The sequence below is a fragment of the Candidatus Methylomirabilota bacterium genome (assembly GCA_036001065.1).
In the GTDB taxonomy this organism is placed as follows: Bacteria; Methylomirabilota; Methylomirabilia; order Rokubacteriales; family CSP1-6; genus MNEF01.
Map to the genome: position 1 here is coordinate 25,695 of DASYUQ010000053.1, position 23,831 is coordinate 49,525.

19 protein-coding genes, 1 tRNA gene and 1 pseudogene are annotated in these 23,831 nt (G+C 70.4%); 8 read left to right on the plus strand and 13 right to left on the minus strand.

Annotated features, from left to right (window positions below; all coding sequences use genetic code 11):
* Window positions 1-6: 6 nt before the first annotated feature.
* The 12 genes from VGV13_04550 to VGV13_04605 form a co-directional block, all read right to left on the minus strand.
* Complete coding sequence (locus VGV13_04550; protein HEV8640350.1) at window positions 7-1,230, minus strand: hypothetical protein; 1,224 nt, start codon at window positions 1,228-1,230, stop codon at window positions 7-9.
* Window positions 1,227-1,880 (minus strand): uridine kinase, encoded by a 654-nt coding sequence (gene udk / locus VGV13_04555; GenBank protein ID HEV8640351.1) that lies wholly within the window; start codon window positions 1,878-1,880, stop codon window positions 1,227-1,229. The genes VGV13_04550 and udk overlap by 4 nt, the downstream gene beginning before the upstream one ends.
* Window positions 1,877-3,052 (minus strand): glycosyltransferase family 4 protein, encoded by a 1,176-nt coding sequence (locus VGV13_04560; protein HEV8640352.1) that lies wholly within the window; start codon window positions 3,050-3,052, stop codon window positions 1,877-1,879. Before VGV13_04560 ends, udk begins: the two co-directional genes overlap by 4 nt.
* A gap of 9 nt (window positions 3,053-3,061) precedes the next feature.
* Window positions 3,062-3,952, minus strand: coding sequence for an XrtA system polysaccharide deacetylase (locus tag VGV13_04565; GenBank protein HEV8640353.1), 891 nt, complete (start codon window positions 3,950-3,952; stop codon window positions 3,062-3,064).
* A complete protein-coding gene (locus VGV13_04570) occupies window positions 3,942-4,994 on the minus strand; it encodes a CpsD/CapB family tyrosine-protein kinase (GenBank protein ID HEV8640354.1) in 1,053 nt (350 codons plus the stop codon). Before VGV13_04570 ends, VGV13_04565 begins: the two co-directional genes overlap by 11 nt.
* Window positions 4,995-5,084: 90 nt before the next feature.
* Window positions 5,085-6,038 (minus strand): AAA family ATPase, encoded by a 954-nt coding sequence (locus VGV13_04575; GenBank protein HEV8640355.1) that lies wholly within the window; start codon window positions 6,036-6,038, stop codon window positions 5,085-5,087.
* 5 nt (window positions 6,039-6,043) lie between these two features.
* Complete coding sequence (locus VGV13_04580; GenBank protein HEV8640356.1) at window positions 6,044-7,714, minus strand: XrtA system polysaccharide chain length determinant; 1,671 nt, start codon at window positions 7,712-7,714, stop codon at window positions 6,044-6,046.
* Window positions 7,715-7,726: 12 nt separating this feature from the next.
* The gene (locus tag VGV13_04585; protein ID HEV8640357.1) at window positions 7,727-8,428 is read right to left on the minus strand and encodes a polysaccharide biosynthesis/export family protein; all 702 of its coding nucleotides are present in this window, start codon (window positions 8,426-8,428) and stop codon (window positions 7,727-7,729) included.
* A 25-nt stretch (window positions 8,429-8,453) separates the two neighbouring features.
* Window positions 8,454-9,857 (minus strand): sigma-54 dependent transcriptional regulator, encoded by a 1,404-nt coding sequence (locus VGV13_04590; GenBank protein ID HEV8640358.1) that lies wholly within the window; start codon window positions 9,855-9,857, stop codon window positions 8,454-8,456.
* 109 nt (window positions 9,858-9,966) lie between these two features.
* Window positions 9,967-11,307, minus strand: a complete 1,341-nt coding sequence (locus VGV13_04595) for a sugar transferase (protein HEV8640359.1) — start codon at window positions 11,305-11,307, stop codon at window positions 9,967-9,969.
* A gap of 206 nt (window positions 11,308-11,513) precedes the next feature.
* Window positions 11,514-12,740, minus strand: a complete 1,227-nt coding sequence (locus VGV13_04600; protein ID HEV8640360.1) for a hypothetical protein — start codon at window positions 12,738-12,740, stop codon at window positions 11,514-11,516.
* Window positions 12,741-12,783: 43 nt separating this feature from the next.
* Entirely contained in the window at window positions 12,784-13,146 is a 363-nt protein-coding gene (locus VGV13_04605) for a response regulator (protein ID HEV8640361.1), read from the minus strand.
* Between the two features lie 231 nt (window positions 13,147-13,377).
* On the opposite strand from VGV13_04605, the gene VGV13_04610 reads away from it, so the two are divergent.
* From VGV13_04610 to lexA, 3 genes and pseudogenes are all read left to right on the plus strand, one after another.
* Window positions 13,378-14,385, plus strand: a complete 1,008-nt coding sequence (locus VGV13_04610) for a sigma 54-interacting transcriptional regulator (protein ID HEV8640362.1) — start codon at window positions 13,378-13,380, stop codon at window positions 14,383-14,385.
* Window positions 14,386-14,665: 280 nt separating this feature from the next.
* A pseudogene (gene tatA / locus VGV13_04615) lies at window positions 14,666-14,818 on the plus strand (twin-arginine translocase TatA/TatE family subunit).
* A 521-nt stretch (window positions 14,819-15,339) separates the two neighbouring features.
* Window positions 15,340-15,978, plus strand: coding sequence for a transcriptional repressor LexA (lexA, locus tag VGV13_04620; protein HEV8640363.1), 639 nt, complete (start codon window positions 15,340-15,342; stop codon window positions 15,976-15,978).
* Window positions 15,979-16,052: 74 nt separating this feature from the next.
* On the opposite strand, the gene VGV13_04625 is transcribed toward lexA, so the two are convergent.
* Window positions 16,053-17,939: an HD domain-containing phosphohydrolase gene (locus VGV13_04625; GenBank protein ID HEV8640364.1), complete on the minus strand. Its 1,887-nt coding sequence runs from the start codon at window positions 17,937-17,939 to the stop codon at window positions 16,053-16,055.
* A 46-nt stretch (window positions 17,940-17,985) separates the two neighbouring features.
* On the opposite strand from VGV13_04625, the gene VGV13_04630 reads away from it, so the two are divergent.
* The 5 genes from VGV13_04630 (at window position 17,986) to VGV13_04650 (ending at window position 23,829) form a co-directional block, all read left to right on the plus strand.
* Window positions 17,986-19,575, plus strand: a complete 1,590-nt coding sequence (locus tag VGV13_04630; GenBank protein ID HEV8640365.1) for an ATP-dependent DNA ligase — start codon at window positions 17,986-17,988, stop codon at window positions 19,573-19,575.
* Between the two features lie 28 nt (window positions 19,576-19,603).
* On the plus strand, window positions 19,604-20,491 hold the full coding sequence (locus tag VGV13_04635) for an ATPase domain-containing protein (protein ID HEV8640366.1): 888 nt from the start codon (window positions 19,604-19,606) through the stop codon (window positions 20,489-20,491).
* Between the two features lie 139 nt (window positions 20,492-20,630).
* On the plus strand, window positions 20,631-22,070 hold the full coding sequence (locus tag VGV13_04640) for an HD domain-containing protein (GenBank protein ID HEV8640367.1): 1,440 nt from the start codon (window positions 20,631-20,633) through the stop codon (window positions 22,068-22,070).
* 57 nt (window positions 22,071-22,127) lie between these two features.
* Window positions 22,128-23,675 carry an ABC transporter substrate-binding protein gene (locus tag VGV13_04645; GenBank protein HEV8640368.1) on the plus strand — a complete coding sequence of 516 codons (1,548 nt, stop codon included), beginning with the start codon at window positions 22,128-22,130 and terminating at the stop codon, window positions 23,673-23,675.
* 79 nt (window positions 23,676-23,754) lie between these two features.
* A tRNA-Gly gene (locus VGV13_04650) sits at window positions 23,755-23,829 on the plus strand.
* Window positions 23,830-23,831 lie beyond the last annotated feature (2 nt).

A 23,831-nucleotide genomic window follows, 5' to 3' on the forward strand; every position in this document is an offset into this window, starting at 1 on the left:
GTCTCCTCATGTGTTCCGGACGCACCACCGCCACAGAGCGACGACAGTCTGACGCTGCCCGGCGGCGTCCCGGGGCTGCACCGCGCTGGACAACGGCAGCAGGTGCGCGATCTCGTCGAGCGCGGCGCAGGAGCGTCCCAGGGCGAGATAGGCGCTGGCGCCGGCGGCGTAGAGCAGCGCGCGCGGGGTCGAGATCCAGAACAGGCGCGCCGCCCTCCGGGGAGAGATCGGCAGGGGCGCTGGCATGGGGTTCAGGGCGATCTTGGCCCAGTCCCACAGGCGGCGCCCGAACGGGCGCGTCCGCGCGTACCGCGTCAGCAGCGGTGGCAGGTCGTCGCTCACGCCCAGGAGCTGCTCCAGCTCCCAGCGGAGCAGGCCGGCGACGGCAGGCACGGCGGTGAGGGCCTGCCGGCGGAGCCACTCGCGTTGGGTCTCGAGCGCGGCCCACGCCGGGGGCCCGTCGAAATGGTCGGCCGGGTCGATCTTCGCGCGCGCGGCGCGCTCCAGGTCGTCCAGGAACGTCCCAGGCAGGCGGGTCTGGAGCGACGGCGTTTCCGCCAGGAGCCGCGCGAACGCCGCCGGCCGGCGGTGGTAGAGAGCGGTGTGAGTGCCCGTGAAGGCGAGCGCGGAGCCGGCGAGGTCCAGCGTGAGCTTGAGCCGCTGGTACGAGGCATCCAGCAGCGCGTCGCCCGCCAGGTGGCTCACGCGGTCGTAGGTGGCGAGCTGCTCGATCGTGCGGTTGAAAGTGAGGTGGAGCGCGTCCTCCCGGGGGATCTGGTAGGGCTCGAAGGGGGGAATCGCGTCCAGTACGTCGCCGGGCCCCCACAACACCTTACCGTGCTGGCGCAGGTCGTGGACGAAGATGGAGGGCCGGGCCCGCCGCCCGAAGAAGGCGAGATCGAGGGGCCCGAACTCGACCTCGGCCCGGACGCCGCGGGCGGCCAAGCCCGCGCTCGCCTCGCGGCCCCAGGCCGTGAACTGGCGGCACCGCCGCCGGACCTCGGGCTCGCTGGTCAGGACGACGAAGAACTCGAAGTCGCCCAGGACCTTCAAGGCATCGCCCAGCGGGAGCACGCTGCCCTCACCCCGTGCGAAGCTTCCGGTGAGCACCACGGCGACCAGCGCCCGGGCTGGCAGGTGCTGGGTCAGGAACCTGACGCACTCCTCGAGCGCGGGACGGATGCGTTCTTCGTGTCGTGGCTCGCGACAGAGAGGGAACTCGAGGTTCACGCCGCCCGGACCCCCGCCGCCCTCTGCCGGCGCGCCAGGCGTGCCCGGATGACTGCCGCGGCCACTTCGGCAATGGCCTCGAGGCGCCCGGTGTTGATCAGGACCAGATCGGCCCAGACCTTCGTGGGCTCCACGAACCGCCCGTGAGCCGGCAACACCGTCGCCCGGTACTGCTCGAGGACGGACTCCGCGGTGCGGCCGCGCTCGGCGGTGTCCCGTGCGATCCGACGCGCCAGCCGGAGGCCGTCGGGCGCGTCCACGTAAATGCTGAGGTCGAGAAGGTCACGGACCAGCGGGTCGTGGAGCAGCAGGATGCCCTCGACCAGGACGACCTCGCGCGGCTCGAGCGGCTCGCCCGGCTCCAGCCGGCAGTGCGTGGCGAAGCAGTAGCGCGGTGGTATGATCCGGTCCCCGCGGCGGAGCGCTCCCAGGTGGGCGCGGAAGAGCTCCTGATCGAGGGCCGGGGGGACGTCGAAGTTGAGCTGTCTGCGGCCGGCCGGCTCCACATCGCTGCGGTCGCGGTAGTAGGCGTCATGGACCAGCAGGGCGACGCGCGGGGGGCCGAGGGCCGCGGCGATCACCTGCACGAGCGCCGTCTTGCCGGCGCCGCTGCCGCCGGCGACGCCGACGAGATAGGGCGCGACTGTCATGCCATCGCCTCCGCCGACTCCGCCCCCGCCACCTGGCCGAGCAGCGCCTCGTAGCGACGGGCAACCGTGGGCCAGCTGTAGCAGCGCTCGACCAGGGCCCGCGCATTGCACGCCAGCGTGTCCGCGGTGGTGCCGTCGCTCAGGAGCGTGAGCACGGCCTGGGCGGTGGCGTCGTCGCTATCGGCGACGAGCAGGTGGCGGCCGGCCGCCACGTCCCGGAGGCCGGAGAGGCTGCGCGGGGAGGCCACGATCGGCGTCCCCAGCGCCATCGCCTCGAGGATCTTATTCTTCATCCCGAAGCCGGCGCGGAGCGGGCTGACGTAGACGCCGGCGCCCCAGATGCTGGGCCGGAGGTCGGGGACGGTGCCGGTGACGCGGACACCGGGCAGCGCGCCGAGCGCGCGCACGGCGGGGACGGGGTCCGCGCCGGCCACGACGAACTCGGCCCGCGGGACCGCCGCGCGCACCTTCGGGAAGATGACCGTCGCGAAGCGGCGCGCGGCGTCGACGTTGGGAGGCCAGGCCAGGTTGCCAGTGAAGACGATCCGCCCCGGCTGCCCCGCGCGGCGGAACTCGTACTGGCGCAGGTCGATGCCCGTCGGGATCACCTGGGTCCGCGCGCTCAGGCCGAGTCCGGCCAGGGCCGTGCGATCCTCCTCGGAGAGGACGACGCAGGCGTCGGCTGCCCCGAACCAGCGGTGCTCCCACGCCGCCTCGCGCCGCTCCAGAAGGCCGGCCCGCAGCCAGGCCCAGGGCGTGCGGGCCAGGCGCCTGAACTCCCGCGCGCGCAGCGCGCGCGAGTCGTGGATCGAGAGCACCGTGGGGACGCCGTTGACGCGCGCCAGCGGCGCCAGGACGCCACCCTCCAGGTGAATCACGTCGGGGGCGAACCGCTCGAGGGCGCGTAGCACCGCCGCGCGGAGTCGGGCCACGCCCTCGTCGGGAGCGCCGGTCAGGGGATGTGACCAGCGCGCCAGCGGCACCGTCTCGGTCCAGGCGCAGAAAGGTATCGGCCACCGCTGCTGCTCGGGGGTCTCCGCGGGCGTAGCGGCGGCGATGAGGGCTACCCGGTGGTGGCGCGCGAGGTTCTGCAGCAGGTGCGCGGCCAGCACCCGGAAGCCGTCGTGGCAGGGCAGGTATGGCGTCATCTGCGAGACGATGAGGATACGCATCGCGGCTCCTCAGGAGGCCGCGGAAGGTGCGAGCGCGGACGGCGACGGTCGGATCTGGCCGAAGGCGGCCGCGACGGGCGTGAACGTGAACTCGCTCAGCAGGGCCGCGAGCTTGACCTCGGTACGCTCGAGCCCCACGTAATGGCGGAAGCGGTGGATTCGCTTCATCGGAAGGCGCGGCTGGTCGGGGTCGAGCTCCCACGGGTGCACGTAGAGCACGGCGGGCCGGCCCTCGCGCCGGTTCACGCTGGCGATGGCCGCGCGGAGCAGTGCGAGCGGGAAGAGGCGGAAGAAGCCGCCGCCCAGGGGCAGGTTGACGCCCGCGAAGCGCGCGGTGCCGACCGGCACCTCCCAGAAGTCGACGCCGTCGCTCTCCAGGGCCACGTGGGGAAACCGGGGAGCGTCGGGGAAGCCGTAGCGGTCATGGGCGATGGGGTGCACGCTCGAGTCGTACGCGTAGCCTTCCTCGTACAGCGTCGGCAACGCCCACGGCGTGTCGCGCCGGAGAGAGTAGTTCGGCGCCCGGTAGCCCCAGACGGCGTGGCCGGAGGCCTGCTCGAGCGCGCGCTTGGCGGCGCGGACGTCGCGACGAAAGCGCTCCGGCCCCAGCGCGGGCAGCAGCGTGTGGTCCCAGCCATGGGAGGCGATCTCGTGCCCGCGCTCGACGATGGTTCGCACCAGGCGGGGATGGCGTTGCGCGACGATCCCCAGCGTGAAGAAGGTGGCGCGGGCGCGGTAGCGCTCCAGGAGGTCGAGCAGCCGCTCGGTCTGGTCCACGACGCGGCTGGGCAGGCGCGCCAGGCCGTCGCCGCCGAGCGCTTCCGTGAACTCGACGCCGTGGTAGTACTCCTCGACGTCGACGGTCAGGACGTTGACGGAACGGGCGGAATCAGGCGGCACGCGAGCCCCCGAGCGCCAGGACCGCGCGCCAGCCGGCGGCGTCGCCGTCGCGCTCTACCACCGTGCGCTCGTCGTCGTTGAAGATGACGCCGAGCACGCGGTCGGGCCCCACCGCGTTCAGGCTGTCGCGCACCATCTCACGCGGCGTGCGGTTGGCGCGCACGACGAGGACGAAGCCGTCCACCAAGTCGCGCAGGATCCCGACGTCCGGGGACGGCAGCACCGGCGGCGTGTCGACGACGACGAAGTCGAACCGCTCCCGCAGCCCCGCGAGGAGCGCGCGCAGGCGCGGTGACTTCAGCAGCTCGTAGGGCATCGACGAGACGGGCCCGGCGACGACGACGGCGAAGCCGACGCCCTCGGGGCGCTCGAGGACGGCATCGAGGGTCATCGCATGATCGAGCAGGTAGCCCGAGAGTCCGCGGCTGTTGGGCAGCCCGAGATAGCGCGCCACGCCGGGATGGCGGACGTCCACCTCGACCAGGGCGACGCGGGCATCGGGCGCCTGGGCCAGCGCGCCGGCGATGTTGATCGCCGAGATCGTCTTGCCGTCGCCCCGCGCGGGAGAAGAGATGGCCACCAGGCGGACGTCCCGCTCCCGGCGGAGGTTCTCGATGTGCAGGCGCACCGTGCGGTACTGCTCGGCGGCGAGGCTGGTTGGCTCCAGCAGGCTGACCAGGTGATCGTCGAGCTCGCCGGGCTCCGCCGCCGGCGGCGGCTCGAGGACGCTCTGGAACCCGCGGCCGCCCGCCTCCCGCGCCAGCGGCGCGCCGTAAGCCGGCGAGTGCGGACTGGACGGCGCGGCCTTGACCGTCTTCGGCGGCGCCGGGGGCCGGCTGGGGGCCGAGGGCGGTGTCGTCGCCGGGGCGACCGATGCTTTGGCGGGGGCGGCGGGCGGAGCAGCCGGCGGCGCCGCCGCGCTGACCGGCGTCGCTGGCGCGTCCGTCCGCTCGTCCACCGGACGGGGTTCAGCGGGAGAGACGCGCGGTTGGCTCTCGCGCTCCCGCTCGGCGTTCTCGAGCGCCTTGAAGAATTTGCTCACGGGCGTCCTCCCATAGGTGTCATCAGTTCGCCTCGGAGGCGTGGGCCATGGCCCCCGGCCGCCCTGCGGCTTGCCAGACCGCTCTCAGGGTCACGGCAGCCAGCCGACGGCGTTCGCCGCGACGACCAGCATGACGATCAACACCAGGACGAGCACGGCGACACCGCCGCGCGCCGCCCATACGGCGCCCGGGCTGGGCACGAGGCTCGCCTGGCGCTTGCGCTTCCAATGAGGCCGTTCGCCCTCCTCGAGGTACTCGATCGCCTCGTCAACCATGGCCGCATCGATCCGCCGCTTGCTGTCGGCGTAGCCGCTGATCAGGCAGTGGTCGCAGACGATGTTCACGATCCTCGGGATGCCGCGGCTGTACTCGCTGACCTTCTGGACCGCCCCGTCCGTGAAGATGCCGGGGTCGGCGGCGCCGGCCACGCGCAGCCGGTGGCGGATGTAGAGCCGGGTCTCCTCCGGCGACAGCGGCCCGATGTGACAGCGGAGCCCGATGCGCTGCTTGAGCTGACGCAGCTCCAGCATGTTCAGCTTGACGCGCAGCTCGGGTTGCCCGACCAGCAGGATCTGAATCAGCTTCTGGTTCGTCGTCTCGAAGTTCGAGAGGAGACGGACGGCCTCCAGCGCCTCGACCGAGAGGTTCTGGGCCTCGTCGATGACCAGCACCGGGGACAATCCCTGCCGGTGCTGCTCGATGAGGAACTCGTTCAGCTCGAAGAGGCGCTGGGCGTGCGTGGTCGCGGTGGACTTGATGCCCCAGTCCTGCAGCATGTACTCGAGCAGCCCTTCGATGCTCAGCGCGGAGTTGTGGATGTAGGCGACCGGCGTGTTGCCGTCGAGCCGCTCCAGCAGCGTGCGGAGCAGCGTCGTCTTGCCCGTCCCGATCTCGCCGGTGAGCACGATGAAGCCCTTTCGCTCGCGTACGCCGTAGACGAGTTGGGCCAGCGCCTCGCGGTGCCGGACGGACTGGAAGAGGAACTTGGGGTCCGGTGTCGGGCTGAAGGGTGCGTCGCGGAGGCCGTAGAACTCGAGGTACATGCGGCTCACCTCTTGCCGGCCAGCGTGTCCACTGGCGTCAGCCTGCCCACGAGGGCGTCGTTCTTGTGGGCCACGGCGAAGGACGAGCCGACCACCAGGAGTAGCCCCACCGCCACGGCCGCGGTCGCCAGCCGCCGCTGGCGCACCAGGCGCGCGCGGTCCCGCTCGGTCGCGATCGTGGGGATCGCCGACAACACGGGGACGGGCAGGCTGGCGCGGACCTCGTCCACGCTCCGGTACGAGGTGTCCACCTGCTCGGCGAAGACGACGGCCAGCGCGCTGGCGCCCGCGGCCAGGACGAGCCCGATCAAGAGCAGCCGCAGGCGGTTCGGTCCCGCCGGGCGCTCGGGCAGGGAGGCCGGCTCGATGATGCGGAAGCGCTCGCCCTTCTGGCGCTGCTCGAGGTCGGCCGCGATCCCGGCCTCGCCGCGCTTGCCCAGCAACGAGCGGAAGAGCTCGCGGGTCGTCTCGTAGTCGCGCGTGATGAGCGCCAGCTCCTGCTCGCGCCGCGGCGTGTTCTCGATCCGGCGCTGGTAGGACCCGATCTGCCGGTTGAGCGCGGCGACCTCCTCGCCGGTGGTCTTGGCCTCGACGTTGGCCTGATCGAGCTGCTGCAGGAGACTCACGATGTACGGGTTCTGGGGCGCCACCCGCAGCTCCCGGCCCTCGCGCCGGGGAGCCGCCTTCGGCCCGGGCGCCGCCTGCGACTCCGCCACCTTGGCCTCCAGAGCCCGGATCTGGTCCTTGAGGGCCACGACGTCGGGGTAGCGGTCGGTGTAGCGGGTCTGCATCTGGGCCAGCTCCTGTTTGAGGAGGCTCAGGCGCGCGGCGGCGGCTTCGGTCGGGGTCACGTTCGGGCCGCTGGCGCCGGCGCTGGCCAGCCCGCTGGTCTGGTCGATCTCGGCCAGGCTACGGGTGATGAGCTGGCGGCGCTCGTTGGCGCGCCGGCCGCTTTCGTGAGCCAGCTGCAGCTGCTGCTGCAGCCGCTCCAGCGTCCTCAGATTCGCCTCGCGCTGCTCGGGCAGCTCGCCCATGTGCTGCGCCTTGTAGTCGGCAATGCGTCTTTCCTGCTCCTGCAGGCGAGCGCGCACTTCGTCCAGCTGGGTCTCCAGGAACTCGGAGGTGCCGGCCGCCTGCTTCTCGCGGAACTTGAGATTCTCGTCGACGTAGAGGCCGGCCAGCTTGTTGGCGACGACCATCGAGGTGCGGGGGTCGGTCGTCGAGTAGGCCACGCTGAACGCCACCGTCCTCGGCTCCCCCCGGCCGCGGCTCTTGGCGTCGCCCTGGAAGTCGAGGCGGATGTCCCGTCGCATCCGCTCGACCACGTCGTCGATCGAGTGGGACCGACGCAGGCCGGGGTAGAGATCGAGCTCCTCGATGATCCTGGCCAGGCGCGGCCGGCTGAGGATCTCCTGGCTCAGCGTGAGCAGCTGGCCATCGAGGTCGCCGGTGACTGTCGGCTTGACGAACGATTCCGGGATCTGCTGGCGGTCGACCAGGACCACCGCCCGGGCCGTCCAGAGCCCGGGCAGGAAGAAGGCGAGCGAGGCCGCCGCCGTCAGCACGAAGAGGAAGGGCAGGAGCGCCAGTGTGCGACGCCGGCGCACCACCTCGATCACGGACGCCAGCCCGAGGCCGCGCGCGGTGTCGGTGTTGCCGTTCGGTTGAGTCGTCATGGCCTGGCTCGCCTAGGGGACGACGATGACGTCACCCGGCTTGAGCACCAGGTTCTGCTCGTCGCCGGAGTTGGACACCGCCCGGTTGTAGTTGAAGCGGAGCTTCTGCGTCTGACCATTGCCGTCGGTCCGGATGATCGTGATCTTGCTCGGCGAGGCGAAGTCGCGGAACCCGCCGGCCATGGCGATGGCCTCGAGGACTGTGGTAATGCCGCGCAGCTCGAGGACGCCCGGCTTCTGCACCTCGCCGAGGACGGACACGCGCATGCTGTGGACTTCGGTCACGCTGACGGACACCTCCGGGTTCGGCAGGAACTCGCCGAGCGCCGTGGAGATCTTGTCGCGGAGCTGCATCGCGGACAGGCCGGCGGCGTGGATGTCGTGCAGCAGCGGCATCGAGATCTTGCCGTCGGGACGGACGGGGACGACGCGCGAAAGCGTCTCGTTCTTCCACACGGAGACCTGCAGCACGTCGCCGGGTCCGATGATGTAGTCCGACGGCAGCGGCGTGGTGGCCCCCAGCGCTGGGGTGGTGGTCGGCGACGCGGCCGGCGGCGCCGCCGGAGCGGGGCGCGCGGGGGGCGGCGTCGGCGGCGCCGGCGACGGCTGCGGCCTGACCGGCGGACGGGTCTGCGGCTGGGCGGCGGCCAGCGTGAAGGGGCCGATGGCGACCACGAGGGTGAATCCGAGGACGAGCGACTTCACGAGTCTCATGGCTGAGTCCTCTCGGCGTCGGCCGTTAGCTCGCGGCCGAGTCCTGCTTCAGGCCCATGTCCTTGATCTTGTAGAGGAGTGCGCGGTAACTGATCTTCAGCATCTTGGCGGTCTTGACCCGGTTCCACCGGCAGTGCTCGAGGGCCCGGACGATGACCTGCCGCTCGGCCTCGAGCACGGCGCGCCGCGAGATCTCCTTGAGGGAGAGCTCCTTGGTGGTGGCGAAGGACTCCAACCCGCCGCCGCGGGAGACGGCGGGAAGCGGGGGGCTGGTCACCAGCGTCCGGGGCAGCGCCATGTCCCGCAGCACGATCATCCGCTTGATGAAGTTCTCCAGCTCGCGGATGTTGCCCGGCCAGGCGTGCTGCACGAACGCCTCCATCGCCTCCGGGGGGATCTCGGGCTCGGGAAAGTTGAACAGGCGCGCGTAGCGCTGGACGAAATACCGGACCAGCCCCGGGATCTCCTCGCGCCGCTCGCGCAGCGGCGGCACCAGGATGTTGATGACGTTGAGGCGATAGAAGAGATCCTCGCGGAAGCGCCCGGTCCCCACCTCGCGGGCCAGGTCGCGGTTGGTGGCGCAGATGACACGGACGTCCACCGTGATGTTGTTGCGGCCGCCCACCCGCGAGAACTCGCCGTCCTGGAGGACGTGCAGCAGCTTGGCCTGCAGGGCCGGGTGGAGCTCGCCGATCTCATCGAGGAAGATGGTCCCGCCGTCGGCCGTTTCGAAGCGCCCCGGCTTGCGCTGGTGGGCGCCGGTGAACGCGCCCCGCTCGTGACCGAACAGCTCGGACTCCAGCAGCTCGCGGGGCACCGCTGCGCAGTTCACCTTCACGAACGGCGCCCGGCGGCGCGGCGAGTGCGCGTGGATGGCGCGCGCCACCAGCTCCTTGCCCACGCCGGTCTCGCCGCAGATGAGCACGGTGACGTCGGCCCGGGCGGCCTGCTCGATGATGGCCTGGATCTCGCGCATCTGTGGGCTGATCAGGAGTCCCAGCTCGCGTTCCAGGCGGGCGCCGTTCTCATCGACGGCCGCCGGCGACGCGGACGTCTGCCGCGGGGCCCGGCCCGCCAGGCCCTTGATGGCGTTCTCCAGATCTTCGGCCGTGTAGGGACGCCGCAGGAAATCGTCGGCGCCGGCCTGGATCGCCTCGACGATCTGCGAGCTGTGGGCGCTGTCGGCCACCATGACCACGGGCCCGGAATCGGTGAGCCCCTGCGCGCGGCGCAGGAACTCGATGCCGGACATGCCCGGCAGGCGGATCGCGACCAGCGAGAAGGCGAAGCGCAAGCGCCCCACCGTCTCCAGCGCCTCCTCGGCCGACGTGACGGCGACCGGGGTATACCCCCAGTGCTGGAGCTGGGCGACTACGCGCCGCCGCTGGTCGAGGTCACTCTCGACGATCAGGACGTTCCGGTCGTTCATGGGACTCCTTCAGTCTGATTGGCAAAAGGCGTGCCGAGCCCGGATCGTCCGGCGTTGCCGGCTGCGGTGGGGATCGGCCTCCCCAGATGCGTGAAGACTTTGACCTGCATCAACCCGGTCTCTTGCCGCTGAGGACGAACTTCACGGTGTCGAAGAGAATCCTCAGGTCGAAGGTGAGTGCCATGTGCTTGATGGAGTAGAGGTCGTAGCAGAGCTTTCGCGTGACCTCTTCGATGCTCATCGAGTAGCCCGCCCTCACCTGGGCCCACCCCGTGAGCCCGGGCCGCACTTCGTGGCGGAGGTTGTAGAAAGGGATGAGGGCCGAGAAGGTGGCGACGTTCTGCGCCATTTCCGGGCGGGGGCCGACCAGGCTCATGTCCCCGCACAGGATGTTGATGAACTGCGGGATCTCGTCGAGCCGGTAGCGCCGCAAGACCGCGCCCACGTGCGTGACGCGACTGGCGTTGTCGCGGATGACCGTATCCCGCTCTTCCGCCATGCGCATCGTGCGGAACTTGACGAGGCGGAAGATCCGGCCGTGGAGCCCCACGCGCTCCTGGATGAAGAAGACAGGCCCGGGGCTCTCGAGCTTGATGAGCAGCGCGATCATTGCCATGAACGGCGCGCTCACCGCGAGCGCGCCGACCGCGATCACCACGCTCAGCGCCCGCTTGACCGCCAGCTTGGCGGGTGTCACCCGGAAGCCGTCGCCGAAGATCAGCGCGCTGGGGGTGAGTGACTCCACCGCCAGGCGCTGGTTGCAGCGTTCGTAGACCTGCGTGCCCTCCTCGATGCGCACGCCGCGGAAGCGGCAGGCCAGCAGCTCGGTCAACGGCAGCTGGCCGCGGCGGTCCGGCACCGCGACGATGATCCGGTCCGGCCGGTAGCGGCGGACGACCTCGGCGACCTCGCCGTACCGTCCCAGGTGCGGCGCGGGCGCCGGCGCCGCCGGCTCACCGAGAACGCCGACGAGCCGGAGCGCGAGGTCGGGGCGCGTGCGGATCTGCTGGGCCAGCTCCCAGGCCAGCGAGCCCCCACCCATGATGAGCACGCGCTCGGAGAAGGGCGCGCGCTTGGCGAGCGTGTAGACGGCGGCTCGGGTGAGCAGCAGCGCGACCAGGAGGACGATCAGGACGTGGGAGGCGACGTTGCCCGGGATGATCGTCGCGGGGAACACGAGGTAGGTGACGGCGAGGAACAGCGCGCTCCAGCCGAGCGCGCGACACAGGCGGCCGAACAGGCTGGGAAAGTCGTGCGGGGTCTCGAAGTTATAGAGATCGTTGAAGTAGAGGGAGCCGACACAGACCGCCACCACGATCACGGCCCGCACCGCCAAGCCCCAGAGCGTCGCCGGGTCCAGCCCGGGCTGCAGCCAGAGCAGGATCGCGAAGCTGAGGATCCCCAGCGTCGACAGTCCCTCGAACCAGGCAAGCCGTTGCGCAAGCGTCATGAAATCGCCAGGCGTTGTAAACCTGTTCACCCCCGCCTAAGCGCAAGCCGGGTGCCAACGACTGCCACACTTCGCAGGTCGGCGTCGTCATGGCCCTTTTCTGCTCAGGCATCGGCGCGTCGGCGCCATTCTCTTGACGCAAATTTCAGGCGAATTCGGGAAGGGGCTACACGGGCCCTGGGGAATCCGTTGCAGGAACGAGACAGCTAGTCGAAGCGGATCGGATATCCGAACTGCAACCCGATGGAAATGCGATTCTGATCGACGTCGTTGGCGAGCGACGCCCCCGCCACGTCGGTGATGCGGCTGTGGGACCGCTGCTGGAAGAACTGGTACGAGGCGACCAGGGCCAGCCATCTGGTGAACCGGTAGGTGGCCGACAGCGGCAGGCTGAAGCTCTTCACGTCGATGCGGTCGTCGTCGGACTTTGCGATCGAGTAGCGCGGTCCAAACTCCACGGTCAGCCCCTTCATCAGGGTGGTGAGCAGCGCGGAGGCTCCCACCGACTGGTTGACGGTGGTACCGCCGAGGCCGGCGGCGGTGCCGACCGTGCGGCTGTAGTCGGCGCCGAGGGCCCCCCCCTTGAGCCGCTGGCGGAGGCTTGCAGTGACCGCCGGCGTCACCCGAGTGCCGCTGTCGGTGACCTCGAAGGTCGGGCCCCCGGCGACGGAGCCCGTCAGCGTCTCGGTGAAGCGATAGCTGAGGCCGAGCCGCGGCGTGTGGCTCGTCACCTCCTCTTCGCGCTCGATGTCGAGCAAGCCGAACTCGTAGCCGAGCGTACCGGTCAGCCGGCGTGTGATGGCCCGGTCGAGGCCCACGTCGGCGCGATAGACATCCGAATCTTGGAGCTCGCTCCGGTCGAAGCGCAGGACTGTCCACGACGCGCCTCCCCGCAGCGTCGTCCGCGGATCGAACTGCCAGGCGGCCCCTCCCGACAGCGCGTTGCTGAAACCGCGGCTGCGGCCGGTGGCGACGCCTTCGGTTCCGAGCAGGTTCGTGCTGGTGGTGAAGGTGAAGGTGTCGCTCAGGATCAGGGTCAGCTGGGGGCTGGCGCGATAGAAGCCATCGAGGATGAAGTTGTGGACGTCGAAGGCGCGATTGAGGCTCGACTCCCGCGCGAAGATCTGGGCGGAGAAACTGTAGGCGGCGGTGAGGCGGTAGATGGGCCGCTCGACCTCGAGGGCCAGGCCCGGCGTGAAGCGGGTGATGAAGTCCCAGCGCTTGTCGTTGTTGTTGAGGAGGATATTGTCGTTGTACTCCTCCTCCAGCGTCAGCGTCGGCGTCAACGTGAGGGGAACGCGCCGTGGCCCCTCGAGCTGCTTCGGATCCGGGGGACGCTGGGTGGCCTGGGCCCAGGCGGGCGGAGCGGCCAGTCCGATCACACACGCGACGATCACGCCGGCCCAGGCCGGGAGTCCCTGAAGGCGTCGCACGGCGCGATCTCTATCACACCGCGGCCGGCGCCCGATAGCCCTTCTACGACGCACGAGGGTCGAGCCGCTTCAGCGCCAGCTGGTAATAGGTGAGCGGTGCCGGCTTCTCGATGACGTCGATGGCCCCCAGGCGCTTGACCGCGTCGACCTCGTCCGGTGTCGCGTGACCGGTGATCACCACGACGGGCAGGCCCGGCCGGCGGCGCTTGACCTCGGCGAGGACGTCCAGGCCGTTCATGCCCGGCATCGAGACATCCAGAAAGAGCGCATCGGGCTCCTCCATGCCGAGCCGGCGCAGCGCTTCCTCCCCGGAATGCGCGACGCTCGCCTTGTGGCCCTCCCGGGCCAGCGACCTGGCCAGGACCTCGGCCACTTGGGGTTCATCGTCGACGATGAGGATGTTCATTGAGCCTCTCTCCTTTTGTAAAGAGCGCCCCTGGTGTGGAAATTTTTACAAGCATCCGGGGAGGGCACCCCGGTAGGACACTACACAAGTGCTTGTAATCATTGCTAAACTATCAGGGTAGATTTCTGGCATATCCCCTGCAGCCGCGGTGACATGGCGTGAAAAATAGGACTCATACATCGGGGGACGGGGATGAGCGCTGACGGGATGGGCCTGTGCATTAGCAGCAAGATGCAGCCGGTGCGCGATTTGGTTGCCAAGGTGGCGGGAACGAACACGACCGTGCTCCTCCGCGGCGAGAGCGGCGTCGGCAAGGAAATCGTGGCGCGCGCCATTCACAAGCTCTCTCCACGCGCCAGCAAGCAGTTCCTCAAGGTCAACTGCGCGGCCCTGCCCGGCGAACTGCTCGAATCGGAGCTGTTCGGGCACGAGAAAGGGGCGTTCACCGGAGCCTATCGGCAGAAGCCGGGGAAGTTCGAGGCCGCCGACGGCGGCACGCTGCTCCTCGACGAGATCGGCGAGATGCCGCTGCGCCTGCAGGCCAAGCTGCTCCACGTGCTCCAGGACGGCGAGTTCTCGCGGGTCGGCGGCGAGAAGGTGATCGGCACCGACGTGCGTCTGGTCGCCTCCACCAACCGCGACCTGGAGGCCGCGATGCGGGCCCACCAGTTCCGCGAGGATCTCTATTACCGGCTCAACGTCATCGAGATCCGGATCCCGCCGCTGCGCGAGCGGCGCGAGGAGGTCCCCGTGCTGGTCGAGCACTTCCGGCGGAAGTTCAACGCCCAGTACGTGCGGAACATCGAGATCCCGCCGGACACCGTGCGGCTCTTCATGGAGTATCACTGGCCCGGTAACATTCGCGAGCTGGAAAACGCGGTCAAGCGCATCGTCGTGCTCGGCACCGCGCGGACGGTGCATCAGGAAGTCCTGACGACCCTGAACCGCGGGGCCCACAACGGTACGTCCGTCACCGTCGCGGCGCCGCTGCCCGTCAACGCGGAGGCCGTACTCGGCCTGAAGGATATCGCCCGGCAGGCCGCCCGCGACGCGGAGCGCGTCGCGATCAAGGATGTGCTCGACCGCGTGCACTGGAACCGCGCGAAGGCCGCGCGCCTCCTGCAGATCAGCTACAAGGCGCTGCTTTACAAGATCGTGCAGTGTGGCCTCGTCACGCCCGAGGAGAGAGAGGCGAAGCAGGCGAAGCCGGCGAAGCAGCCCGAGGCCATCGCGTCCTAGCGCGCGGGCCGCCAGGCGGCGGCCAAGCGCTCGCGCACGGCCAAGCCGGACATGAGTACGAGGTAAAGGAGCACGCGCAGCGCCACCATGGGCCAGTCCTCCCGGCCCGAGATGGTCGAGCAACTCTCGTGCCCGGGGGAGGGCCCGGCTAAATAGCGCCGGGCACAGGCGGACGGCGTCCCGCCGGTCCCCGCCACCTGGAAAAGGACTTCCAGCTTCCGGAACAACCTTCTCGCGGTCGGCTCGATCCCGCCCCGTCGGCGCGTGGTACCCTAGCGCCATGTTCGACGTCGGCCTCCAAGAGATGCTGGTGATCGGCGTCATCGCGCTCTTGGTCTTCGGTCCATCGAAGCTACCCGAGTTGGGGCGCATGGTCGGGCGCGCGCTGCGGGAGTTCCGGCGGGCCAGTGACGAGTTCCGCTCCACCGTCGAGACGAATCTCCACATCAACGATCCCGAGCCGGTGATCCAGCCGCCGTCTTCCACCGCCGCCGAGCGTGCGGGGACGACGACGAGCCTGCCCTCCGAGACGGAGCCTCAGTTCGTCGAGGCGGTCTCGGAGACGACCGCGCCGCAGACCACCGTGACGGAGGCGGCCGAGAGCACGGAGCCCTACTGCGGCCAGCGTGGCTCGCGCCTGTTTCACCGCCGCGAGTGCTCGTGGGTGTCACGGATCCCGGAAATGGAGCGCGTCTACCTCAAGCGCCTCGCCGACGCGCGCGATCAGGGGTTGCGGGAGTGCCCGGTCTGCGAGCCCTGGGAGCCCGCCTAGCTGCTAGGTCGGAGGGGGCGGACGTTACGGCCCCCTCCGAGGCCTCCCCCAGGAAGGATTGCGCGGGCCAAGCCCGCGCTCGAACGGCGATTACTCCGGCACGCGCCCCGAGCCCGATATGCCCCCCTTTTTTGGGTTGACACCCTCAACATCCGTTGAGTATCTTAGCTGGGCGGGAGGGAATGATGCGGGAACTCACCAGCCGGCAGCGTGAGGTGCTGAATTTCATCAGGACCTTCACGGCCCGCCAGGGCGTGCCGCCGACCGTGCGCGAGATCGGCGAGAAGTTCCGCGTGACGCCGCGCGCGGCGTTCGACCACCTGCGCGCGCTCGAGCGCAAGGGGGCGCTGCGGCGCCGGTCCAGCGCACGCCGAACGTCGCGCGCCCTCACCCTCGTCGAGCCGGTCTCGGGACCTTACCGGCCGGTACCGATCCTGGGCCGGATCGCCGCCGGCGGTCCGCTGCTGGCCACGCAGAACCACGAGGGCGACCTGCCGGTCGCCCCGTCCGCGCTGCCGGAGGGCGGCGAGAACGTGTTCGCCCTGCGCGTCCGCGGGGAGAGCATGATCGGCGCGCACATCTGCGACGGCGACCTCGTCCTCGTCCGCCGTCAGGACGACGCGCAACCCAACGACATCGTCGTGGCCTGGCTCGACTCGGAGTCGGGCGAGGGAGAAGCGACGGTCAAGCGCTTCCTGCGCCAGGGCGATCGCATCGTCCTGAAGCCCGAGAACCCGGTCATGGCCCCGATCGTCGTGAACCCGCGCGAGCGCCGGGTTCAGATCCTCGGCAAGGTCATCGGGCTTCTGCGCGGGTTCTAGCCAGGATGGACGTCCTCCGCGAGATCGGCCGCGCAACCGTCGCCCTAGCCGGCGTCGCCGCCTGGGGCGCCGTGCTACTCCTGCTGGCGGGGTAGTGTCCGCTCGAACACCTTGGCCGTGATGAAGAGATCGAGCAGCTCGCCGTCGATGGCCCCGGCGCGGCGTTCGGCTTCCAGGATGTCGAGCGCCTCGTCCAGCGGCACCGCCCGCTTGTAGGGACGGTCGGAGGCGGTGAGCGCGTCGTAGATGTCGGCGATCGTCATCATCCGGGACTGCACGGGAATGTGCTCGGCGGTGATCCCGTCGGGGTAGCCCGAGCCGTCGAGCTTCTCGTGGTGCGAGCGCGCGATCTCGGGGATCCGCCGCAGCTCTTTGGTCCAGGGGATCTGGGCCAGGAACTCGAAAGTGTGGACGACGTGCGAGCGGATCTCGAGGACCTCGTCGTCCGTCAGGCTGCCCCGCGAGATGGCCAGCACCGCCGCCTCGTCCGGCGTGATCAGCGTCTGCGGCAAGCCCTGATCGCCCTCGAAGACGTGTAACGCGAGCTGCTGGATCTGGGAGACGACGTCGCGCGGGAGCACGGCCGGCTCGTTCGCCCGCACGATGCGCCGGAGGCTCTCGTCCAGCTCGGCGAGGTGCGCCGCCAGCTCCGCGTCAAGAGTCGCCGCGTACTTGTCGTATCCGCGGCGCCCCTTCCCGGTCAGGTAGTCGAGCTTCTGGCGCGCGCACCGCAGCTCCAGCCCGCGTCGGATCACCGCCACCCGCTGCCGGATCCGGTCCAGCTCGCCGGGATAGAGCTTCTTGGCCTTGAGCAGCACGTGCTCGCGCACGCCCACCTTGCCGAAGTCGTGGAGGAGCGCGGCGTAGCGGAGCTCCATCATCTGATCGGCGGTGAAGCGGGTGGTCGCGTAGGGCCCCCGCCGGCAGCGGTCGACCGCCTCGGCGAGGCCCACCGTCAGCTCGGCGACGCGGAAAGAATGGCCGGAGGTGGTCGGGTCGCGGGACTCGATCGCCGTCACCGCGGCGCCGACGAAGCCTTCGAACAGTCGCCGGATGCTCTGGTAGAGACGGCTGTTGTCCAGGGCGACCGCGGCCTGCGAGGCGAGGGATTCGGCCAGGGTCTCGTAGCGGGGGCTGAAGGGCCGCACGCGGCGCTCGACGTCTTCCGGCCCCGTGAAGCGGCCGGTAAAGCCGGGCTTGCAGTTGATGAGCTGGAGCACGCCGATCGTCTCGCCCTGGGGCGTGCGCATCGGCACCACCAGCATCGACTGCGTGCGATAGCCGACCTGCTCGTCGAACGACCGGTTGATCTGGAACGGCGAGCCCGGCGGCAGACGGTAGGCGTCCTCGAGATTCAGGGCCTTCCCGGTCAGCGCCACGTGGCCGGCCACGCTGGCATGCGTCAGGGGCAGCGTGACCGCCCGGAACGGGACCTCGATGCTGTCGTTCTGGGCCAGCGCGAAGAAGAGGCGGCGCACGCCGTCGGGCGCATCCTCCACCAGATAGAGCGAGCCGGCATCGCTCTCGGTGATCTCGCGGGCCTTGGTGAGGATCAGCTCGAGCAGCGTGTCGGGGTTGCGCTCGGCCGAGAGTCGGATGCCGATGGCGTTCAGCTCGGACAGCTCACGCCCGAGCCGCTTGATCTCGTCCGTGGCCTCGAGGTCGGCGAATGCGTTGGCCACCACGCGGGCCAGGACCGACCGGCCCACGCCGTACGGCAACAGCGCATACCAGTGATCCGGCCACGGCCCGGGGGCCCGGGGGTCGACCAGCGCGATCGCGTGAACGTGTTCCAGCGGCGCTGGATGCCGGAAGCCGCCGTCGATGAAGAGCACGGCCGGGCTCGTGGCGGGGGGCCGCGCGCCCCAGGGGAGCGGGCGCACGTCGAAGTCGTCCGAAAGGAGAGTCGCCGCCGCCCCCGCCACCTGCGATTCGGCGTCATAGAAGACGGTTTGACGCATGCCCTGAGCGTAGGTCCCGCGCGCTGATCAAGTCAATAATGGAGACGTGGGCTCGCTTGCGGACTTGGCGGTGCTCTGTCAGCGGTTGGCGCGGACCCCCGGGCGCCTGGGCAAGCGGCGGCTCGTGGCCGACTACCTTCGGGCCCTCCCGACCGCCGAGGTGGGCACCGCGGTGGCCTTCCTGACGGGGCGCCCGTTTCCCGCCTCCGATCCCCGCGCGCTCAACGTGCGTGGCCTACCGGCGCCCCGGGGTGTGGCCGGCAGCCCCCCCCTCACGCTGGCCGAGGTCGCCGCCACCTTCGCCGCCGTCGCCGAGGCCGCTGGGCCGGGCGTGCGGCGTCTCCGGGACGAGCGGCTCGGGACGTTGGCCGGGCGGGCCTCCGACCTCGAGCGCGAGGTGCTCGGGCGGATCATCGGCGGCGAGATGCGCACGGGCGTGTCGGACGGCCTCATTCTGGAATCGATCGCCGAAGCCTGCGGCGCCGACCCGTCGGCGGCCCGCCGCGCAGCGCTCCTGCTCGGCGATCTCTCGGCGGTGGCCACGCTCGCGCTCGGCCAGGGCGCCGACGCCCTCACCGCGGCGCAATCGCGACTGTTCGTGCCGCTGCTGCCGATGCTGGCCGAACTGGCCGTCGACTTCGAGGACGTGCTGGCCGCGCACGGCGGCAGCACGGCCCTCGAGTACAAGTACGACGGCGCGCGGATCCAGCTGCACCGCGACGGCGATCGGATTGCCGTCTGGAGCCGGCGCCTCAGCGACGTCACCCGCAGCCTGCCGGACATCGTCGCCATCGCACGACGCGATCTCGGCCTGGCGCCGTTCATCCTGGACGGTGAGGTGGTCGCGCTCGACGGCGCCGGCCGCCCGCTGCCCTTCCAGGAGCTCATGCGCCGGTTCCGGCGCGTGCACGATGTCGAGACGCTGATGGTGCAGATGCCGCTGGCCCTGTACTTCTTCGACTGCCTCGTCGCCGAGGGCCGTCCGCTCATCGACCAGCCCTACACGGTGCGGTGGGAGGCACTGGTGCGCGTGACGGGCGGCCGCTATCTGGCGGAGCGCGCCGTCGTCACCTCGGTGGAGCAAGCGCGTGCGTTCCGGAGTCGCGCGCTGGCCGCGGGGCACGAGGGCGTCATGGCCAAGGATCCGCGCAGCGCCTACGAGCCAGGCGGCCGCGGTAAGCGCTGGTTCAAGCTCAAGGCCGTGGAGACGATCGACTGTGTGATCGTCGCCGCCGACCGGGGATCGGGTCGTCGAGTGGGATGGCTCTCGAACTACCACCTCACCGTGCGCGACGGCGAGCGGTGGGCGGAGGTGGGCAAGACCTTCAAGGGGCTGACCGATCAGGAGTTCGCGGCCATGACCGAGCGCCTGTGGGCGCTCGCCCTGAGCGACGACGGCTACACCGTGCGCGTCCGGCCGGAGATCGTGGTCGAGGTTGAGTACAACGAGATCCAGAAGAGCCCGACCTATCCGTCGGGGCTCGCCCTCCGCTTCGCGCGCATCAAGCGCATCCGCGACGACAAAGCTCCCGGGCAGGCGACGACGCTCGCCGAGCTGCGCGCGCTCTACGAAAAGCAGTTCGCCACCAAGGGACGATTCGCCCGCGCCTCAGACCAGTCGGGTCCGCTGGGGTGAGTCGGACGATAGTGTAGAATCCACGCCCATGACCACACGGGTCTCCACGGGGCTGCCCAAGCTCGACGACATGCTGGGCGGCGGACTCCTGCCCGGCACGCTGACCGTCGCCTGCGGCGCCACCGGCATCGGCAAGACGCATCTGGGCCTGACCTTCGCCCACCGCGGGCTGGCGGCCGACGGCGCGCGGGGCATCGTGCTGGACATGAACGGCCGCGGCGACTCCCAGCAGCACGACGCGTACGCGGCACGCCTCTTCGACTGGAGGCTCACGCCCTGGACGCACACGGTCACGCCCATGGCCGATCCGTACCCGCCCGCCCAGCAGCGGGAAGCCTTCTACTCGAACGCGCTCCACTGGGTGGGCCGCGCGCGTGACTTCCAGGTGCCGACGCCCGACGGCGATCGGGAGTTCGATTGGAACTGGAAGGCTGCCTACAACCACGCGCTGTATACCGTCCGGCCGTTCATGTACTTCCACTTCGCCGCCAGCACCCGGCGCGTCGTCGTGGACGGCCTCGAGCCCATGGACTCCCCCGCGGACTCCATCCAGGTCTTCATGTTCGACGAAGTGTACCGCACGATCATCCACCGCGAGGCCGAGACCCTCGGGATGGAGATCTGTCTGCCCGTGTGGAAGCATCGGCCGTTCATCGACGCCCACCGCTATGACCACACCCACATCACGACGCTGCTGCTCGTCACGACCGAAGAGACGCGCCTGGAGGACCTGATCGCGCGCAAGGTCGCGACGGGCGACGTGGGCGCCACCGCCAACACGATCCTCGTCATGGGCAGCGAGCGGGTGGGCGGCCGCCTGGCCCGCATGCTCTGCGTCGTCAAGCACCGGGGCAGCGCGATGAGTGACGAGATCGTGGAGTACCGGATCACCGAGCGCGGGATCGCGATCGGGTAGGGTGGGCGCGGGGCCCGCGCACCGCTTCCCGATCCCGGCATCGGACTTCCGGACAGCAACGACTCCGTCCATGCGAGCCGCCGGGCGGCCGGCGGCTGGGCCCCCCGGGGCGGGCCTATGATGGCTCAGGGGATCTAGCATGGCGGAGCTTCGACTGGAGCGCCTGGCACCCTCCCACATCGGCCTGCTGGGCGCCGTGGCCGCGACCAGCGGGCGACGGGTTACGCCCGCACTGGTGGGCGGCGCCGTGCGCGATGCCTGGCTCGGTCGCCCGCTCTCCCGGGATCTCGACGTCGCCGTGCCGGCGGGCGCGGTCGACCTGGCTCGTCGGGTCGCCGGCCGGCTGGCAGGCGCGTTCGTCCTGCTCGACGCCGAGCGGGGGGCCGCGCGGGTGCTGGCCCTCGGCTACCAGCTCGACCTGACCGACTTCCGCGCGTCGACGCTCGAGGGTGACCTCGCCGCCCGCGACTACACGGTCAACGCGCTGGCCGTCCCCCTCGGCGAGCTCCTCCGCCGCGGCCGGGCACCGATCGTCGATCCGACGGGCGGGCTGGCCGATCTCCGGGCGCGCCGGCTCCGCCCAGCGAGCCGCGGCGCGCTGGCCGACGACCCGCTGCGCGCGCTCCGGAGCGTGAGGCTGGAGCTCGCGCTGGGCCTGCGGCTCACGCCCGGCGCCGCCCGGGCCGTCGTCGCCGTCGCGCCGGCGCTGGCCGGGGTGTCGGCGGAGCGAATTCGCGACGAGCTGATCGCGCTGCTGGCCCTTCCCGAGACCGCGCGGGCGCTCCGCCGGGCGGATCGGCTCGGCCTGCTGCCGGTGGTGCTGCCGGAGGTCGAGCCGATGCGGAGCACGCCCCAGCCGGCGCCGCACCGGTTCTCCGTGCTCGAGCACTCGCTGCGCGCCGTCGCGGCCGCCGATCTCGTGGTGGCGGGCAGCGAGCGGCTCGAGCCCTTCGGGGACGAGCTGGCCCCTCACCTGCGCGAGCCGCTGGGCGGCGGGATCGAGCGCGCCCACACGCTCAAGCTGGCGGCGCTGCTCCACGACGTGTCCAAGCCCCAGACGCGCCGCACGATCGACGGCCACGTGCGCTTCTTCGAGCACGACGTACTGGGCGCCGTCCGGGTCCGCGCGATCGGCGAGCGCCTGCGCCTGCCCGAGGCCGTCACGACCGTGCTGGCGCGCCTGGTCCGCCACCACCTCCGCCCCATGCACCTGGCCGGGGCGGGGGCGGTGACGAACCGGGCGCGCTACCGCTTCTATCGCGATCTCGGCCCCGAGACGCGCGACCTGCTGCTGCTGGCGCTGGTCGACGCCGCCGCCGTCCGGGGGGAGTCGCCCCTGCGCGTGTGGCGGCGCGCGACGCTCATCCGTGAGCTGCTCGGCGGCTGGGAAGTGCAGCGGCGGGCGGTGGCCGCGCCGCCGCTCGTGAGAGGCGGGGACGTGATGGAGCGCTTCGGGCTCGGCCCCGGGCCCGAGGTGGGCCGGTTGTTGGCGCGCGCGCGCGAAGCCCAGGACCTCGGGCTCGTCAGGACGCGCGAGGAGGCGCTCGCCTACCTTGACTCGTGCGGCGGCCACTCATAGAGTACGGGCACCTGGCGGTCGCTATCTACCGACCGCGTGCCCCCGAGGAGGCTTCCGATGATCGGCTGGCGAACCTGGTTGGCCCTCTCGCTCGTCCTGCTCCTGCCGCTGGCGGTCGCCGCCGCCCCCGCGGGTCAGGTGGTCATCGCCCAGGGTGTCGATCCCACGACGCTCGATCCGCAGTGGCACGAGGAGACGCCCGCCTACAACGTGCTCCTGAACATCTACGACACGCTGCTGTTCCGCGACCGGGATCTCAAGATCATCCCGTGGCTGGCGGAGTCGTGGAGGATGGTGAATCCGACGACGTGGGAGTTCAAGCTCCGGAAGAACGTCCGGTTCCACAACGGCGAGGAGTTCGACGCGGAGGCCGTCAAGTTCAGCCTCGACCGCCTGCGCGACCCCGAGCTGAAGAATCGCCAGGCTGGAAACTTCCGGCTGGTCTCCTCGGTGCACGTGGTGGACCGGTACACCGTGCGCGTCGTGACCAGCAAGCCGTTCCCCACGCTGGAGAACCAGCTCGCCCTCCGGGGCGCCATCATGGCGCCCAGGCACTTCAAGGGGAAGGACAAGGTCTTCGCCGACCGGAACCCGGTCGGGACCGGGCCGTACCGGTTCGGCCGCTGGATCAAGGACGAGCAGATCGTGCTGGAGGCCAACGAGCAATGGTGGGGCGGGGCCCCCAAGGTCAAGACACTGGTGTTCCGCCCGATCCCCGAGCACGCGGTTCGGGTGGCCGCGCTACAGTCGGGTGAGGTCGACATCGCGGTCAACGTCCCGCCGCACCTGCTGACCATCATCGAGAGGCATCCGAAGCTCTACGTGTCCAAGGCGCCCAGCGTCCGGACCATCTTCATCCCGATCTATACCTATCAGTTCGACTCGAGCAACAAGCCGGTCGGGCCCGTCGAGGGGCCCACCAGGGACAAGCGCGTCCGCCAGGCCATCATCGCCGCCGTCAACCCCGACGAGATCATCAAGACCGTGCTCGAGGGCCAGGCCATCCGCACCGCCACGCCGCTCACGGGCAAGCACTTCGGCTTCGACCGGACGCTCCAACCCGTGAAGTTCGACCCGGATCGGGCCAGGAAGCTCCTGGCCGACGCCGGCTTTCCCGGGGGAATCGAGCTGACCTTCAACTCGCCCGATGGCCGGTACCTCAAGGACAAGGAGGTGTCGGAGGCGGTGGCCGGGCAGCTCACCAAGGCCGGCATCCGCGCGCGGGTGCGCACCTTCGAATGGACCACATATCTCAACCAGATGGTGTTCGTCCACAAGGCGAGCCCGATGTACCTGATCGGCTGGGGAAACACCACCTGGGACGCCGACGGCACGTTGTCCCCCGTGTGGCGCTCGGGCAACCCGCTGGCGAATCATTACAGCACCGACTTCGATGGGATGATCGACGAGGCCCAGACCTCCATCGATCCGAAGCGGCGCCTGGAGACCTACGCGCGGGCCCAACGGCTCATGCTGGACGAGGGCGCGGTTCTGCCGCTTTACCAGCAGATGGATCTGTACGGCTTGAGCAAGCGGGTGAACTTCCAGGCGCTCTCCTCGGAACAGTTGGTGGGGGTGTGGATGTCGCTACGGGACGGCAAGTGAGCCGGCGTCGCGGCCGACGACCTGACCCTCGACGACGGCCAGTGGCGGGCTCGGGCAGTAGTAGAATAGGAGGCGCCGGGCGGCCGTAATTCAGTGGCAGAATGCCAGCTTCCCAAGCTGGACGTCGCCGGTTCGAATCCGGTCGGCCGCTCCAAA

What these genes read in the sequence shown, in the direction of transcription:
- udk (HEV8640351.1), bottom strand. Translation starts at nt 1,880, where the DNA reads ATGACAGTCGCGCCCTATCTCGTCGGCGTCGCCGGCGGCAGCGGCGCC.
- VGV13_04560 (HEV8640352.1), bottom strand. Translation starts at nt 3,052, where the DNA reads ATGCGTATCCTCATCGTCTCGCAGATGACGCCATACCTGCCCTGCCAC.
- VGV13_04575 (HEV8640355.1), bottom strand. Translation starts at nt 6,038, where the DNA reads ATGTACCTCGAGTTCTACGGCCTCCGCGACGCACCCTTCAGCCCGACA.
- VGV13_04580 (HEV8640356.1), bottom strand. Translation starts at nt 7,714, where the DNA reads ATGACGACTCAACCGAACGGCAACACCGACACCGCGCGCGGCCTCGGG.
- VGV13_04585 (HEV8640357.1), bottom strand. Translation starts at nt 8,428, where the DNA reads ATGAGACTCGTGAAGTCGCTCGTCCTCGGATTCACCCTCGTGGTCGCC.
- VGV13_04590 (HEV8640358.1), bottom strand. Translation starts at nt 9,857, where the DNA reads ATGAACGACCGGAACGTCCTGATCGTCGAGAGTGACCTCGACCAGCGG.
- VGV13_04595 (HEV8640359.1), bottom strand. Translation starts at nt 11,307, where the DNA reads ATGACGCTTGCGCAACGGCTTGCCTGGTTCGAGGGACTGTCGACGCTG.
- VGV13_04605 (HEV8640361.1), bottom strand. Translation starts at nt 13,146, where the DNA reads ATGAACATCCTCATCGTCGACGATGAACCCCAAGTGGCCGAGGTCCTG.
- VGV13_04610 (HEV8640362.1), top strand. Translation starts at nt 13,378, where the DNA reads ATGCAGCCGGTGCGCGATTTGGTTGCCAAGGTGGCGGGAACGAACACG.
- lexA (HEV8640363.1), top strand. Translation starts at nt 15,340, where the DNA reads ATGATGCGGGAACTCACCAGCCGGCAGCGTGAGGTGCTGAATTTCATC.
- VGV13_04625 (HEV8640364.1), bottom strand. Translation starts at nt 17,939, where the DNA reads ATGCGTCAAACCGTCTTCTATGACGCCGAATCGCAGGTGGCGGGGGCG.
- VGV13_04635 (HEV8640366.1), top strand. Translation starts at nt 19,604, where the DNA reads ATGACCACACGGGTCTCCACGGGGCTGCCCAAGCTCGACGACATGCTG.
- VGV13_04640 (HEV8640367.1), top strand. Translation starts at nt 20,631, where the DNA reads ATGGCGGAGCTTCGACTGGAGCGCCTGGCACCCTCCCACATCGGCCTG.
- VGV13_04645 (HEV8640368.1), top strand. Translation starts at nt 22,128, where the DNA reads ATGATCGGCTGGCGAACCTGGTTGGCCCTCTCGCTCGTCCTGCTCCTG.